We start from the raw sequence: 15,255 nt of genomic DNA, 5'->3' as shown, positions 1-15,255 counted from the left end.
GCGAGCCACCCAGATCGGGGGCGGCGTTCTTCGGAGCAGTGGCTTGGGCAAGGCCGCGACGCTCGTCAGCGGTCGCGATTTGACGCCGTCGATCGCATCGATCGAGGGCAACATCGCCGTGTATCGCGGCAAGGTCGCCCATCTTTACGCGTTCCTCGATCGGATGACGATGCGGCTGGTGGAACTGCTCGATCAGCAGCAAGTGCAGGACAACGAGCGCGTAGCCCGAAGCATCTCGGCGCTACTCGAGGGACGCGGCACGGCGCGCGGACGTTTTGTCGGCTTTCGGGGGCGTTACACGATCCCCGTCGGCATCGCTATGTGCGCCGAGCGCACGAAGACGGCCGAGACGTATGCGACGAAGCTGCGTGATCTGCGCGCACGTGACGGCCGCGCCGGGCTTGTCGCGATGGCAGTACAGGCAGCGGAGGTAACGACCAACGCAGGCTTTGCCGCGATAAACTACCCCGCGATCTTCAACGGGGCCGGTGGCGGGTCCGCGGCAGCGACCTTCGCGGTGGATGGCGAAGGATCGGCGGTTACCGCTGCGGCGTTCGGAATGTTCAACGATGCGATCGGGACGCTTAAGGATGCGTTCGGGATCATGAAAGGCGCGCTTCCGGACGATCCCGGCACCGCGGCCAGGGAACGCGAGGTGCGGCTGGAATTCGCGGCGTTGCCGGGCGCGCCCCCACGCGCCGCGCCCACGCGCCGGCACTCGGCCTGAAATCGATATGCGAGAGCCAGGCGCTTTGGCTCGATCATCAACCGCAGCGGGTGTCGCATCCATCGCGTCCGCGTCGGATGGCGCGATCGGTCGCGAACGCGTGACGCCGGCCAGACGCTACGCCGCGATCCTCTCGACCACCAGCCGCGGCTGTTCGGCAAGTTCGATACGTTCTTTTCAGATTTTGCCCCGTCGCCCGTTGTCAAAAAGCGCTAGGGCAGAAGTCAGTTGCTATCTACTTTACCAAACTCGGTCGCTTCGTTCTCGAGAGCTAAAATTGCGTCCTGCCAAGCGGGATTGCCTGGGTTTAGGGCCGACCACAGGTATGCCCAAACCATGCGTTGCGTGACGCCGAGGCGGTCGGGATCTTCGTCGTCCGTCTCCTTCGCGTCGTAGCCGGCGATGCCGCCAAGCCCATGCTTGGCTCCCGCCAAGGTCAGCAAGCTGTCGGCCCCCGGGGCATCGGAAAAGGCATCTGCATGCCAGTCAGCACCGCGGGTCGTCAGGTGCGGATTAACATCGGCGTCCCCCGATACGACCAGGGTCTTGGTGGTGAGGGTGGAAAAATCGAGCCTGAGCGCGGGGTAGCGCGAGCCCATAGGTCCGTCGAGGTCTTCGCCGCGACCTAGCCCAGCAAGCAACACGCCCACCTTTACCCGGGGGTCACGCATGTCGACGTCACGAGCGGCCTCGTTTCGGTCGCTGAGGCGGGCACCTAGCAGCACGCTTACGGTGTGGCTGCCCAGCGAGTGGCCGACAGCCGCGATCCGATCGTGATCAATTCGGCCGGTAAGGGCTGGAACCGATGCGTCGATAGTTTCCATCTGATCGAGGATGCAGGTCAGTTCCTGGACGCGTTCCTGCCAGAACAGGGGGGCCGCCTGGTCCGTCAGGTGCCAGGCCTCCCGCCCTCGAATTTGCGTGCGTGGGCTGGATGACGACGAAGCCGTGCTCCGCCAGGAAGTTCGCAAGCGGTGCGTAACCGTCCTTCGACGATATGTAGAGCGAGGGACCGTGTCCGTGCGAAAGCAGGATGATCGGGAGGTCGCGACCGCTCATCGGCGCGGTAATACGGAGTTCGAGTTCCCGCTCGTGATCCGGGATCGACAGAGTTACCGGGCTGATCGAGATGGTGGTGACTGCCGCATTCACGGGAAGCCGCCGAGCTTTGTCGATAAGATTGTTCACGTCATATCTCGTTTCATATGTTTGCAAGCCAACGTCGGTTGGCTATTCCGCGCTAGCTGGAGCATTGCTCCGTATATACTTATGCGGAGCAATGCTCCGTATGACAAGCCGTTTATGTTGGATGGTACTTTGACGGAACGTGAGAAGACCGCGACTAGCGCGGAAGGAACACCAAAGCGGCGCGTTCGCGCTGATGCGCAACGCAGTGAAGACGCTGTGTTGGAGGCGGCCAAAGCTCTCTTTGCGGAGGCGGGCGTCGATGCGACGGTGAGGCAGATCGCAGATCGGGCCGGTGTTGGTATGGGCACGCTCTACCGTCGCTTTCCAAAGCGATCGGACCTTATTGCCGCGGTATTTCGCCGCGAAGTCGATGCCTGCGCTGCGGAAGCGGCAACACTGGCGACACGCTACACGCCTGGAGAGGCACTGGAGCGTTGGCTGAAACGGTACGCGCAATTCCTTGGCACGAAGAAGGGCCTCGCAGTCGCTCTCCACTCTGGCGACCCGGCGTTCGACGAGCTGCCAGCCTATTTTCGAGCGCATTTCGAGCCTGCGCTTGCTTCCCTACTCGATGCGGCAGCAGCGACGAAGGAAGTACGGGACGACGTCGAGCCTTACGACCTGCTGCGAGCGATTGGGAATCTCGGAGTGGCGACAGGCGAGGATGGCGCTGCACATGCCGGGCGCATCCTGAACCTGCTGATCGATGGATTACGCCACCGGCAGTCACATTCGTGAGCGGATCAGGCAGCCCACATGCGCCCACCCCATCGGCTACTCTTTTTCCTCTTCGCTCACCAAACAGGATTTTGGAAGCGTCGTATGTTTATAATAACCAGCATCGTCGTCAGGAGCCGGCCCGCCAAGCTAATCTGACGAGCAAAAGCGGTGGCACGATCGCCAATGTCTATCGCTCAATTATATTGCATCCAGTCCGATATCCACCTGGAGATAGGTATGTTGTCCCCTACAGCACTCGCGGCTGCGTTCGATAGAGTAACCGACTATTGGTCGCCGAAGGTGATCGGCCGGGTCAACAACCAGTTGCTAAAGGCTGCAAAGCTGAAGGGCGAGTTGGTCTGGCACGCCCATGACGGGCAAGACGAGCTGTTCTATATTGTCAAAGGTTCCCTGCGGATCGAGTTCGAAGATTGTGCGGTTGAGCTCGAAAAAGGGGATTTTTTGACAGTGCCAAGCGGCATTCGGCATAATCCCGTGGCACTGGATGAGTGTTGGGTCTTGTTGATCGAGCCGGCCGAAACCAAGCATACCGGCGATGAGATGACCTTGCGTACTCGCAGCCTGAAAGAGCAGCTAAGCTGACCCTCTCCATCCGCGTCTCTTTAGGAGAACGTCCGCTGCTTCCAAATGACGTCGTTCGTAAGCCAGTAGCCGAACGTCAGAGCGGTAAATTCGCCAAGATGAACGAGCGTCCGAATCTGGGAAGTAGGAGAGGGGCGTCTGAGTATCTGGAATGGGTCTTTCCATCCCGGCCAACGGCGCACGAAGTTCAGGTTGCGCGCTGCCCCATCAGTTCGCCCAAGCGCACATTCCGTTCGGGCACCCAGTCTTCGTTGAACGCAATGGCGCCCCGCTTCCACAACATCACGATCGTTGAGCCAAGGAGAAAGCGGCCCATTTCCTCGCCTTTTTTCAGCACGATGTCCTGGTCGGTATATGCCCACTCCGACGTCCTGTTGATGCGCGTAGGATTGACTACACCGTGCCACACAGTCGCCATGCTTCCAACGATGGTGGCTCCCACCAGCACCATGACGAATAAGCCGTGCTCTACCGATTCAAAGACGCAAACTACTCGCTCGTTGCGCGCAAACAGGTTCGGCACGCCGCGTGCTGTGACAGGGTTTACTGAAAAAAGCTTACCAGGCACGTAGATCATGCGGGTGAGCTTGCCATCGCAGGGCATGTGCAGGCGGTGGTAGTCTCTGGGGGATAGGTACAGGTTTGCGAAGCTGCCGTGGCGAAACTGACTGGCCAGTGCGGCGTCGCCGCCAACAAGCTGCGTCGTGGTGAACCGATGCCCCTTTGCTTGTAGAATGTGATGGTCATCAATCGAGCCGAACTGGCTGATTGCGCCGTCGACTGGGCAGACAAAGTCGGCAGCCGCGATAGGGCGTGACCCCGCTTTCAGGGGACGGGTGAAGAATTCGTTGAAGCTCTTGTAGCTCCGAATGTCCGCATCCGCGGCTTCGTTCATATCGACGGAATATTTGCCAACGAACCAGCGGATGAGCCGCGTTGTCATCGCACCCCCACGCGCCCTGGCGATGTGACCTGCCAGCGCGGTGAGGCGCTGCTTAGGCAATATGTATTGGAGTAGGACCGGCAGGCGATCAGACATCAGAACCTCAGAGCGTCGATACCATCCTCGTAGGGCTATGAACGGTCAGGCCGACCTACGCAATTCGCGTTCAAGCGACGAGGCATCCTGATCGCCGGAAGTAGACCGGCTTGGCGCCGAGACCATCACTTCCCAAGCGGAACGAATGGCTGAAGTCGGGCAGCGGGGAGGGGGTGCGTAAATGCCTGCCCGTAGATCCCTTACGAAGCCCCACACTGCCTGGTAGTTCGCCCACACCCGGACGTCCGGAGTGCGGATCCGGGGACTGATAGCGGCCATTCATTGAGCGCGATCTTTCCCGTTTCTCAGGCAAGATAGACGATTTCGGGAATGAGCAATCGACGGAAGCCGACACGCAGGGCCCTGTCCTTACCTTCGATGATACGTCAGGCGCGGTGATCGACCTCGACCTTCGAGGCACTGCGGCGGAGATCGTTACGCGATTTACAGACCATGGCGAACTCGAGGCGCTTGCGACAGCGCGGCGCGAACTGGCAGATAGCTCGATCAGATCGAGAGGCCGACCAAAACTTGGCGTGGTTGCGCGCGAAGTGACGCTGCTGCCGCGTCATTGGGAATGGCTCGCAACGCAGCCGGGGGAGCCTCGCGGGCGTTGCGCCGCCTTGTTGACGAAGCGCGTCGTGCAGATGGCGGCCAGACCGATCGCAAAGCCGCACATGAGCGCACGCATCGCTTCCTGTCTGGGCTGACCGGCGATTTTCCCGGCTACGAGGAAGCGATCCGTGCCTTGTTTGCTGGTGCGCATCAAGCGTTTGCGGGCCGGATGGCGACGTGGCCGCCAGACGTTCGGGACTATGCCCTGCGTTAGCCCAACCCAATCCGAAAACCGAAGGATCGTTAGGATTGTCGCCTGCGCACGCAGCGGCCCGCTGCAAACCACCGATCGAGAGAACGTCGTCAACGCCGCAACCGGGGAGCACCCGGTAGCGTCATGTTCCAAAGTCCGCGGTCGATCTCCAGGCGAGCCAGGAGAAGGCGTTCCGTGCCATCCAATCCACCTGCATCGCGCTGGGGGGCCTTGAAAGTACGTAGCGATCATGTCGCGAGCCCGATCACGCTGTGAAGGAAGTGGTTCGCCAGTTGCCTTGATCGGAACCCGGATCTTCTCGAACTGCTGCTTCAAAGCCGCGTTGGCTTGAAGGAACAGAATATGGGCTGCTGCGGCCCACTTCGTGTTGAGCGAAACCTTTCATAGTGCCTTACCGCCGAAGGCTGGGCGCATCTTTGCCGGTATCTGCCAACGCAAATAATAAAAATCGGTAGTCGGGTGCTTCTAGGGCGTCGCCATGCGAGCCATTTCCGTGCTCTCTGCACCAGGTTGCTGTACCAGCAGAGAAGAAAGAATGGCTTAATCGCACGTTTCAGCCACGAATGTGGCGAATGGTGACCCCTACGGGAATCGAACCCGTGCTTCAGCCGTGAAAGGGCCGCGTCCTAACCGCTAGACGAAGGGGCCTGCGTGGTTGGAGGCGCCTAAAAGGAAGCCGCCGATGCGTCAACCCCTCAATCGGCCCAGGCGGCATCTTCGACGTGTAATTCCGCGGACGGCCGCGAGGACCAGTCGTCGATCTTCGCACGGCCGGCGAGCCAGAGCTTGCGGTGAGGGGCGGCGCCCAGCAGCGCTTGGCCTAGCGCGCTTTCGGCCGAGCGGAAGGCCATGGCCTTGATGCTGCGGCCGTCGTCGCCCGCGACGATCGTGCGGACGTGGCCGTTGCCGACCACGTCCGCCTTGATGACGCGGACCGGGCCCATCGCGACGCGAGGGGCTGGCCAGCCCATGCCGTAGGGGCCGCCGGCTGCCATCGACTCGACGAGGCCGGGGTTTACACCACCTGCCGCGAGGACCGCGTCGAGCAGGAGCGCGCGGTCGCCGTTCGAGCGTTCGACCGCGACGGCTAGGCGCTCTTCGAGGAAGTCGGTAAAGGCGGGGGATCGCCGCCTCGCTGATCGTCAGGCCAGCGGCCATCGCGTGGCCTCCGCCCGCCACGAGCAGGCCGTGTTCGCGGGCAGCCATCACCGCGGCGCCGAGATCAACGCCGGGGATCGAGCGGCCGGAGCCCTTGCCGATGCCGTTCTCGTCGATCGCGATGACGATTGCGGGGCGGCCGAGTTTCTCCTTTGAGGCGGCCGGCGACGATGCCGATCACGCCGGGGTGCCAGCCGTGCCCAGCGACCACGGCGACGGCACGGTCGCGGCTGGAGAGGAGGTCGGCGGCCTCCTGCACCGCGGTCTCGATCGCGCGGCGTTCTTCGTTGAGGCGGTCGAGTTCGGTGGCGATCGCGCGGGCTTCGTCGGGGTCTTGCGTGGTGAGCAGGCGGACACCAAGATCGGCGCGCCCGACGCGGCCGCCGGCGTTGATGCGCGGGCCGAGCGCGAAGCCGAGGTCGGTGCAGGTCGGGTTGCGCGTCAGCCGCGACGCTTCGATCAGCGCGGCGACGCCGATATTCTTGCGCGCACCCATGACCTTGAGGCCCTGCGACACGAACGCGCGGTTGATGCCGCGAAGCTGCGCGACGTCGGCGACGGTGCCGAGCGCGACGATGTCTAGCAGGTCGATCAGTTTCGGCTCGGCGCGGTCCTTGAAGAAGCCGCGCGTGCGGAGCGTGCGGACGAGCGCGGCGGCGGCGAGGAAGCACATGCCGACCGCGGCGAGATGGCCATGCGCGGCGCCTTCGGTCTCGTCGAGGCGGTTGGGGTTTACCAGCGCGAGCGCGTGCGGGAGCGCGGTCGAGCATTTGTGGTGGTCGATGACGATCACGTCGACCTGCGCGTCGCGGGCGACGTCCAGCGCGTCGAACGCCTGCGCGCCGCAGTCGACCGTGACGATCAGCGTGGCGCCTTCGCCGGCGAGGCGGACGAGTGCTTCGCCCGAGGGGCCGTAGCCTTCGAGCAGGCGGTCGGGGATGTAGGGGCGCGCTTCGATGCCAAGGTCGCGCAGGACTAGGACCATCAGCGCGGCTGAGGTGGCGCCGTCGACGTCGTAATCGCCGAAGATCGCGACCTGTTCGCCGGCTTGCACGGCGTCGGCGAGGCGGTCGGCGGCGCGGTCCATGTCGCGGAAGATCGACGGGTCGGGCATGAATGCGCGGATCGAGGGGGTGCGGTGCGCGTCGAGGCCTTCGCGCGGGCAGCCTCGGGCGAGGAGGAGTTGGGTGACGAGGTCGTCTCCCGAGCCGTTGATCCCGAAACCGTCCCGGCCGTCTGCGGCAAGCGCGCGCCAGCGCCAGGGTTGGCCGAGGATGGAGGAGGTTACGCCAAGAACTGTCATGCCTCGGACGTAGTGGCTGCGGGGGGATTGTCGAGCGGGGAGGGACGCGTGGTCAGGGCGATCTGGCAACCGCGTGCACCACTTGCGTCTTGTTCTGCCGCGAAGGCGGGAGTCCAGTCTGGGTCCCCGCCTTCGCGGGGAAACGGTTTTGCGCGGACTGGCGGAATGTAAACTCTCCCCCGCTCGTGCTGAGTAGCGACCGAGTAGCTTCGTAGAAGCGTATCGAGGGCGCGTATCGAAGCAGGGTTTCGTGCGCCAACTGTCCTTCGATACGCCGTCTCGATACGCCGCCTGCGGCGGCTACTCGACGGCTACTCAGGACGAACGGGGAGGGGGGCGCGACCGTAGCTCGGCAACGGAGGCGGGCAGGTGACATTATGCTCTGCTCAAGCCCCTTCACTTCATCCATGGTCGCTCGCGAAACCACTTCGTCACGATATACTTCACGCCCTCCACCACCGGCATGCCCTCATGCAGCGTCAGCCCGTTCGGGCTCCCATCCGGGTTCATGTTGTTCCATGCGAGCAGCATGCCGCGCTTCGGCGCGATCTTCACGCCGGCCTGCGGAAACCACGTCGCGCCGCCTTCGGGGACGTCGTTGAGGAACACCATCGCGGTCCAGGTGCGCTGGCCGCCTTGCTCCTGCATCTTCGCCCAATAGCTCTCGGATTCGTGGAAGTAATCATGGTGCGCGCGAAATTGCTGGCCGGGGGCGTAGCGCTGGCCCTGCATCGTCTCGCCGTGGAGCAGGTCGATCCGGAGCAAGGTCGCGATTGCCTCGTCGGTCGGCTGCACGTCGGGCGACCAGCGGTCCATGTCGCAGCTCTCGCTGGTCCGGAAATTGCTGTTCGGGCGATCGGACAGCAGCGTCGACGGCCGCCGCTTCGAATCGATCACCGCGATCAGCCGCTTGCAGGTCGCGGGATCGAGGAACTTGTCCTGATAATAGAACTGCACCGTGTCCATCGCGATGCGCTGCACCGCGGGATTGGCGTCGAGGCGCGCGGCGACCTGCGATCCGAAGGCCTGGCGAAGCGCCATGGCCGGATCGACCTTCTTGGCTTTTGAAAAGATACCCACGCCGCAGGATTTGGCGAAACGCCTTCAAAACGCAAGAGCCCCGCGGTGATCTTCACCACCGCGGGGCTCCCCCTGTTACTGCGTGACGGCAGGCCGCAATTCTCAGAAAGGGCCTACCAGAAGATGTCGTACACCGTGTCGACCACGCGGCCGCTGTCGAGGTCGACCAGCAACGCGTCGTTGTAATAGCGCACCCAGCGATACGGGCCGTACGCCTCGGGCAGGCGGTAGGTGTACGGATCCTGGATCCAATAATTCTGGTTGTAGAGGATGCTGTTCAGCGAGAAGCCGACGCCGAAGCGACGATAGCCCGACCCCCAGCCGCTCGGCGCGTAGTAGCGTGGGAGGCGGTAGGCGCCGCGATTCTGATGCGCGGTAATTGCTCCAGGCATAGCGGTTGTCGTTACGCCAGCCACGGTTCCATGCGCCGCCCTGGTTGTAATGGCCCTGGTTGTAGCCGCCGCGACCATAGCCCTGGACGTTGCCGTAGGCGCGGTTGGGCTGGCGGTTCTGGTAGCCATCGCGGCCGCCGTTGCGCCAGTCGCCGCGGTTGTCGCCCCGATTGTCATTGCGCCCGTCGTTACGCCAATCGCCGCGTCCACCGTTGCGGTCGAACTGGCCGCGATCCGCTTGCTGGTTACCGCGATCGAAACCGGGGCGTCCCTGGTCGCGGTTCCAGTCGGGGCGGTTCTGGCCGGCTTGCGGGTCGGGACGGGTCTGGCCGTTCCAGCCTTGGCCGGCGCCGCGCTGGCCGTTCCAAGCATTACGGTCGCCGCGCTGCCCGTTCCAGTCGGGATGGCCTTGCCCGTCGGGACGGTCGCCGCGGACCTGCCGCTGCGTGCCGAGATCGGCGCGTTGCGGGCGCTGGCCTTGGTCGGGCACGGTGGGGCGGTCGGGGCGCTGCTGCTGGAAGGGTTGTCCGTCCGGACGTGGGCCCCGATCGCCACGATCCTGACGCTGGCCCCGGTCGGGACGCTGGCCCTGGTCACCGCGGTCCTGGTCGACCTGTTGCGCGGTCGCGGTCGTTGCCATCATGGTTGCAGGCACCAACGCGGAAGCCGCCATCAAGAGTTTGAGAAACTTGCCCGTCATCGCCGTCGTCCTCGACTGCCGGCGCACGAGCCGGCTCCCCATGATGTGTCGGGTCTAGTCGATCTCGTGTGTGGAGAGGCTGAATGGGTTCGTCAGCGATTAGACAGGTTTAGTTGCGGGGCGGGCGGAAGTTGATGTCGGCTAGTCTTCGTAGCGGATGCATGAAACTTATCTTCCAAACAGCCACCGGCCCGGCGGAGGCCGGGGCCCAGTTGGGGATGGTGGGTGACTGAGTGCGGCGATGCATTACTCTGGACGTTCCAACTGGGCCCCGGCCTCCGCCGGGGAGGTGAAGAACGGGGGGGCGCCGGTTTTTCCGAGCCTTACGGGGCGTTAGGCTACGGTTTGTTTCCCCCACCTTGTTCTCCCGCGAAGGCGGGAGCCCAGACTGGACTCCCGCCTTCGCGGGAGAACAAGCTTTGGCTGGGACTGAAGCGTACCCTATCGCGCCGGCGGCGGCACCAGCGCCGGCACCAGCCGCGCGGAGTCCGCCGGGTCGATCCCCGGCCTCGGCCCTGCAGGAATAACCTCTTCCCCGCGCATTGCCCGCCCCGCGCGCTGCACCGCCTCGACCACCCGCGGATACACCCCGCATCGGCACAGGTTCGTGATCTGCTCGCGGATCAGCGCTTCGCTCGGGTCGGCATTGCGCTTCAGCAAAGCTGCGGCGGCCATGATCATCCCCGGGATGCAGAACCCGCACTGCGGCACCGACTCCGCGATAAACGCCAGCTGCACCGGATGGTTACGCTCGCGCGACAGCCCCTCGATCGTCGTGACGTACGCGCCTTCGATCGAGCCGATCGGCACCCGACAGCTCCGCACCGCGCGCCCGTCGACATCGACCGTGCACGCGCCGCACTGCCCCGTGCCGCATCCATATTTCGTCCCCGTTAGGTTCGACGCATCGCGCAACGCCCACAGCAGCGGCGTAGCATTGTCGAGCTTGTATTCGATCGGTTCGTTGTTGACGGTGAAGCGGCTCATGCCCGCCGTCCTAGCTCGCCGGGACGGATCGCACCACGCGGCATTGCCACGCGCCGTCGCCCCGGCTTATGTCGCGCAGATAATACCGCGAGGGGGCGCACCACGATGCACGTCGATACCAAATCCACACCAGCGGCCGGGGGCGATGCCAGCCACGGCTACGACGCGCCCGACCTGCGCGTGTTCGTGTTCGCGCTGTTCTTCATCTTCGGCGGCATCACCTCGCTGAACGACATCATCATCCCCAAGATGAAGGAGCTCTTCACGCTCGACCACGCGACCGCGATGCTGGTCCAGTCGGCGTTCTTCCTCGCCTATGCGCTGTTCTCGATCCCCGCCGCTGCGATCGTGCGCAAAGCGGGCTATATGCGGACAGCGTCGATCGGCCTCGTGACGATGACCGCGGGCTGCCTGTTGTTCATCCCCGCCGCAGGGCAGGCGAGCTTCGGCATGTTCCTGTTCGCACTGTTCGTGCTCGGCGCCGGCATCACCGTGGTGCAGGTCGTCGCCAACCCGCTGATCTCGGCGCTCGGCCATCCCAAGTCGGCGTCGAGCCGTCTGACCTTCGCGCAGGCGTTCAACTCGCTCGGCACCACGATCTTCCCGTATGTCGGCTCCGCGCTGATCCTCGGTGGGCTGGCGACGGTCGACTCCTCGACCCTCACCGGCGCCGCGCTCGACGCCTACCGGACGGAATCGTCGCGGACCGTCGTCCACACCTATATCGGCCTCGCGATCGCGCTGCTGATCGTCGCCGCGGTGGTGTGGACCCGCCGCAACCGGCTCAACGAGGAGCAGGACCAGACCGGCAGCATCTTCCACGCGTTCACGCTGCTGAAGCGCCCGCGCTTCGCGATGGGGACGGCGTGCATCTTCCTGTACGTCGGCGCGGAGGTCGCGGTCGGCTCGCTGATCGTCAATTACCTGATGCAGCCGAGCGTCATGGGCCTGAGCGACGTCGCGGCGGGCAAGCACGTGCCGTTCTACTGGGGCGGCGCGCTGGTCGGCCGGTTCATCGGCGCGTACGTGCTGAACAAGGTGTCGCCGGGCAAGGTGCTTGCGGGCGTCGCGACGGGCACGCTGGCGCTGATCCTGATCTCGGCGAACACCGAGGGTGCATTGTCGGGCTGGGCACTGCTCGCGATCGGCCTGATGAACGCGGTGATGTTCCCGACGATCTTCTCGCTGGCCTCCGAAGGTCTCGGCAAGCGCGCGGCGGAAGGCTCGGGCGTGATCGCCACGGCGATCGTCGGCGGCGCGATCGTCCCGTATCTGACGGGAATGCTGGCGGACAAGTCGGGCAGCCTGCACTTCGCGCTGCTGCTCCCGGCGATCTGCTACGCGCTGATCCTGGCGTACGGGTTGTATGCCCGCAAGCCGGTAGTCGAAGCGGCCTACTGAGCGTGTTCCCCCGCGAAGGCGGGGGCCCAGACTGGGTCCCCGCCTTCGCGGGGACACATGCTTAGTCGGTAGAGCCAAGCATCGGCGCCGCCCGCCCGGTCGCAAGATCGGCCTCCGAAAACCGGATTGGCGTACGCAGCCCCGGAACCAGAGACCCATCAGGCCGCGCGACTTCTATCGCCATTCCCCGCGCGACGACCTGCGGATCCTCGAAAGCCTGCGCCACCGTATTGATCGGCCCGGCCGGCACACCCACCGCCTCCAGCCGCGCCAGCAACTCGAGCTTAGGCACCAGAGACGTCGCCGCCTCGATCCCTGTGAACAGCAAATCCTTGAACGCCAACCGCCCGGCATTGGTCGCGAACCGCGGATCGTCGCGCATCTCGGGCAAGCCCATCGCATCGCAGAACCGCCGGAACTGCCCGTCATTCCCGACCGCCAGTATGAACCACCTATCGGCACACGAAAACACCGCATACGGACACACGTTCATATGCGCATTCCCGACCCGCGTCGGCGACACGCCGCTCGCAAACCAGTTCATTGCCTGGTTGGCGAGCACCCCCGTCATCGTATCGAGCAACGCCATGTCGATCTGCTGACCCTTGCCGGTCCGCTCGCGCATCGCCAGCGCCGCCTGGATCGCGATCACGGAATACAGCCCGGTCATGATGTCGGCGAACGCGACACCGATCTTCTGCGGCGCGCCGTCCGGCTCGCCGGTCAGGTCCATGATCCCGCTCATGCCCTGGACGATAAAGTCGTAACCCGCACGAGGAGCGTAGGGGCCCGTCCTGGCCGAACCCCCGTAATCGAGCAATAGACCAGCCGCGGGTTGATCGCGGACAGCGCGGCATAGTCGAGCCCGTATTTGGCGAGCCCGCCGACCTTGAAATTCTCGATCACGACGTCGGCGTCGGCGATCAGGTCGCGGACGATCGCCTGTCCTTCAGGGGTGGTAAAGTCGGCGACGACCGACCGCTTGCCCCGATTGGCGGCATGGAAATACGCGGCGTCGCGCGTGCCGTCAGGGTTGTCGATGAACGGCGGACCCCAGGTTCGCGTGTCGTCACCGGCCGGGCTTTCGATCTTGACCACGTCCGCGCCGAGATCGGCGAGCACCTGTCCCGCCCAAGGCCCTGCAAGAATCCGAGCAAGTTCGACGACCTTCAGGCCGGTGAGGGGGGGAAGGTTTGCGTTCCTCCGTCATAACACCACCCCGGCGAAGGCCGGGGCCCAATTGGCAAGGTTGGAGTAACGACACGCAGCGTTAGCCAATATGCGTCCCCCAATTGGGCCCCGGCCTCCGCCGGGGTGGAAGGACGTAGGGGGGTGAACTCAAAACGCAGCAATACCCGTGATCGCCCGGCCCAAGATCAAAGCATGAACATCATGCGCACCCTCATACGTGTTGACCGTTTCCAGGTTCATCAAATGGCGCATCACCTGATACTCCCCCAGAAATCCCATTCCCGCCATGCATGTCGCGAGACATCCGCGCAATATCGAGCGCCTTGCCTACGTTGTTCCGCTTCACGATCGAGACCATTTCCGGCGCGAACCGGCCCTCGTCCATCAACCGCCCGACGCGTAACGACGCCTGCAACCCGAGCGCGATCTCGGTCTCCATGTCCGCCAGCTTCTTCTGGAAAAGCTGCCGCCCCGCCAAGGGTGTTCCGAACTGGTTGCGATCGAGCCCGTACTGCCGCGCGGCATGGAAACAAAACTCCGCCGCGCCGAGCGCACCCCATGAAATCCCGTACCGCGCGCGATTGAGGCAGCCGAACGGGCCCTTCAACCCCTGCACGTCGGGCAGCAGCGCGCCCTCGCCAACCTCGACCTCATCCATCATCACCATGCCGGTGATCGACGCGCGCAACGACAGCTTGCCCTCGATCTTCGGCGTCTCCAGTCCCTTCATCCCGCGCTCCAGGATAAAGCCGCGGATGCCGCCGCCATGCTCGTCGGACTTCGCCCAGATCACGAACACGTCGGCAATCGGTGAGTTCGAGATCCACGTCTTCGCGCCCGAGATCACATAGCCGTTGGCCGTCTTCTTTGCGCGCGTCGTCATCCCGCCGGGATCGGACCCCGCATCCGGCTCGGTCAGCCCAAAGCAGCCGATCCACTCGCCGCTCGCAAGCTTGGGCAGGTATTTGCGCTTCTGCGCCTCGGAGCCGAACGCGTTGATCGGATACATCACCAGGCTCGACTGCACCGACATCATCGAGCGATAGCCTGAGTCGATCCGCTCCACCTCGCGCGCAACCAGTCCGTAGGCGACATAGGACGCACCGACGCCGCCATATTCCTCGGGGATCGTCGGCCCAAGCAGCCCAAGCGCACCCATCTCGCGGAAAATCGCGGGATCGGTATGCTCGTGCTGGAATGCGTCGATGATCCTGGGCGCGAGCTTGTCGTCGGCATAGGCCTTCGCGCTGTCGCGGATCATCCGCTCGTCCTCGCTCAACTGATCGTCGAGCAGGAACGGATCCGCCCAGTCGAACTTGCCCATCCCGGCCATATGAATCTCCTTCGTTGACCGCCGACTTCGTGGTTCGGCCGTCGAAAGTCCACCCCTGTCGAGACGTTTACGCGTCGATCAGCGTCAGCACCGCGATCGTCACATGCTCGCGGTCGCCGATCGACTCGATGCGGTCGACCACCAGATCGGCGACGATATGCCCGCGCATCGCGAACTCCGCTTCGGGCAACGCGTCGATCCAGTCTCGAAGACCGGGTACGGGCATTGCCGCGATCGTCAGCCGGTGCAGCGTGCCGACGAAGGTCGCGCTTGCCCAGGGCGTGCACGCGATCGACTCGACGTGCATCGTCAGGCCTGTCGCCGCCGCATGGCCGCGAACCGCGCGGATCAACAGCGTGCCCGCATCGGGGCCACGGATCGCGTCCATCCTCACGCGCCGTGCCGTTCTATGAAGGTTTCGATCCGCGCCACCATCGGCGCGCGCGGCTGGCGACCGAGTCGGAGATCGTGGACCAACCGCGGATCGCCGACCGCCAGTCGGCCGAATTTCGACGTCGGCATGCCGGTCTGCCGCAGATATCGGTCGATCTTGATGAGAACGGACATGGTCGCTCCTTCCTGTTCCTAGCCCAAGACCCCGCCC

14 protein-coding genes, 1 tRNA gene and 3 pseudogenes are annotated in these 15,255 nt (G+C 64.2%); 6 read left to right on the top strand and 12 right to left on the bottom strand.

Features of this window, described 5'->3' with window-relative positions:
* The first annotated feature begins 43 nt into the window (after positions 1–43).
* Positions 44–727 carry a hypothetical protein gene (locus NHF48_RS08950; protein WP_253070887.1) on the top strand — a complete coding sequence of 228 codons (684 nt, stop codon included), beginning with the start codon at positions 44–46 and terminating at the stop codon, positions 725–727.
* A gap of 224 nt (positions 728–951) precedes the next feature.
* On the opposite strand, the gene NHF48_RS08945 is transcribed toward NHF48_RS08950, so the two are convergent.
* A complete protein-coding gene (locus NHF48_RS08945; RefSeq protein WP_253070886.1) occupies positions 952–1,551 on the bottom strand; it encodes an alpha/beta hydrolase family protein in 600 nt (199 codons plus the stop codon).
* A gap of 196 nt (positions 1,552–1,747) precedes the next feature.
* Here NHF48_RS08945 and NHF48_RS08940 point away from each other — a divergent pair, with 196 nt between their 5' ends.
* Together NHF48_RS08940 and NHF48_RS08935 are read left to right on the top strand one after the other, a co-directional pair.
* Positions 1,748–2,653, top strand: a complete 906-nt coding sequence (locus NHF48_RS08940; protein ID WP_263816823.1) for a TetR/AcrR family transcriptional regulator — start codon at positions 1,748–1,750, stop codon at positions 2,651–2,653.
* A 282-nt stretch (positions 2,654–2,935) separates the two neighbouring features.
* Positions 2,936–3,238: a cupin domain-containing protein gene (locus tag NHF48_RS08935; protein ID WP_263816822.1), complete on the top strand. Its 303-nt coding sequence runs from the start codon at positions 2,936–2,938 to the stop codon at positions 3,236–3,238.
* A 187-nt stretch (positions 3,239–3,425) separates the two neighbouring features.
* Here NHF48_RS08935 and asd read toward each other — a convergent pair whose 3' ends face one another.
* Complete coding sequence (gene asd, locus NHF48_RS08930) at positions 3,426–4,277, bottom strand: archaetidylserine decarboxylase (protein WP_253070882.1); 852 nt, start codon at positions 4,275–4,277, stop codon at positions 3,426–3,428.
* A gap of 395 nt (positions 4,278–4,672) precedes the next feature.
* On the opposite strand from asd, the pseudogene NHF48_RS24915 reads away from it, so the two are divergent.
* Positions 4,673–5,106, top strand: a pseudogene (locus NHF48_RS24915) (DUF2239 family protein).
* A gap of 573 nt (positions 5,107–5,679) precedes the next feature.
* On the opposite strand, the gene NHF48_RS08920 reads toward NHF48_RS24915, so the two are convergent.
* From NHF48_RS08920 to NHF48_RS08905, 4 genes and pseudogenes are all read right to left on the bottom strand, one after another.
* Positions 5,680–5,754, bottom strand: a tRNA-Glu gene (locus NHF48_RS08920).
* Positions 5,755–5,801: 47 nt separating this feature from the next.
* Positions 5,802–7,567 (bottom strand): annotated as a pseudogene (gene recJ / locus NHF48_RS08915) (single-stranded-DNA-specific exonuclease RecJ).
* Positions 7,568–7,963: 396 nt separating this feature from the next.
* Entirely contained in the window at positions 7,964–8,647 is a 684-nt protein-coding gene (locus NHF48_RS08910) for a prolyl hydroxylase family protein (protein ID WP_446741137.1), read from the bottom strand.
* Positions 8,648–8,760: 113 nt separating this feature from the next.
* Positions 8,761–9,039 carry an RcnB family protein gene (locus NHF48_RS08905; RefSeq protein WP_253070880.1) on the bottom strand — a complete coding sequence of 93 codons (279 nt, stop codon included), beginning with the start codon at positions 9,037–9,039 and terminating at the stop codon, positions 8,761–8,763.
* 49 nt (positions 9,040–9,088) lie between these two features.
* Between NHF48_RS08905 and NHF48_RS08900 the strand changes: the two genes are divergently transcribed.
* Positions 9,089–9,874 (top strand): hypothetical protein, encoded by a 786-nt coding sequence (locus NHF48_RS08900; protein ID WP_253070879.1) that lies wholly within the window; start codon positions 9,089–9,091, stop codon positions 9,872–9,874.
* Positions 9,875–10,180: 306 nt separating this feature from the next.
* Here the strand turns inward: NHF48_RS08900 and NHF48_RS08895 are convergent, their stop codons facing one another.
* On the bottom strand, positions 10,181–10,726 hold the full coding sequence (locus NHF48_RS08895) for a (2Fe-2S)-binding protein (RefSeq protein ID WP_253070878.1): 546 nt from the start codon (positions 10,724–10,726) through the stop codon (positions 10,181–10,183).
* Between the two features lie 105 nt (positions 10,727–10,831).
* Here NHF48_RS08895 and NHF48_RS08890 point away from each other — a divergent pair, with 105 nt between their 5' ends.
* The gene (locus NHF48_RS08890) at positions 10,832–12,127 is read left to right on the top strand and encodes a sugar MFS transporter (protein WP_253070877.1); all 1,296 of its coding nucleotides are present in this window, start codon (positions 10,832–10,834) and stop codon (positions 12,125–12,127) included.
* Between the two features lie 61 nt (positions 12,128–12,188).
* Here NHF48_RS08890 and NHF48_RS25895 read toward each other — a convergent pair whose 3' ends face one another.
* From NHF48_RS25895 to NHF48_RS08870, 5 genes and pseudogenes are all read right to left on the bottom strand, one after another.
* Positions 12,189–12,872: a CaiB/BaiF CoA transferase family protein gene (locus NHF48_RS25895; protein WP_446741136.1), complete on the bottom strand. Its 684-nt coding sequence runs from the start codon at positions 12,870–12,872 to the stop codon at positions 12,189–12,191.
* A complete protein-coding gene (locus NHF48_RS25890; RefSeq protein WP_446741135.1) occupies positions 12,869–13,249 on the bottom strand; it encodes a CoA transferase in 381 nt (126 codons plus the stop codon). The genes NHF48_RS25895 and NHF48_RS25890 overlap by 4 nt, the downstream gene beginning before the upstream one ends.
* A gap of 216 nt (positions 13,250–13,465) precedes the next feature.
* Positions 13,466–14,651: pseudogene (locus NHF48_RS08880) on the bottom strand (acyl-CoA dehydrogenase).
* Positions 14,652–14,718: 67 nt separating this feature from the next.
* The gene (locus NHF48_RS08875; protein WP_253070876.1) at positions 14,719–15,039 is read right to left on the bottom strand and encodes a hypothetical protein; all 321 of its coding nucleotides are present in this window, start codon (positions 15,037–15,039) and stop codon (positions 14,719–14,721) included.
* Positions 15,040–15,041: 2 nt separating this feature from the next.
* The gene (locus tag NHF48_RS08870) at positions 15,042–15,218 is read right to left on the bottom strand and encodes a hypothetical protein (protein WP_192974860.1); all 177 of its coding nucleotides are present in this window, start codon (positions 15,216–15,218) and stop codon (positions 15,042–15,044) included.
* Between the last annotated feature and the right edge of the window lie 37 nt (positions 15,219–15,255).

It is taken from the genome of Sphingomonas sp. H160509 (genome assembly GCF_024124765.2).
GTDB lineage: Bacteria > Pseudomonadota > Alphaproteobacteria > Sphingomonadales > Sphingomonadaceae > Sphingomonas.
This window is presented reverse-complemented; position numbering and strand designations above follow the sequence as displayed.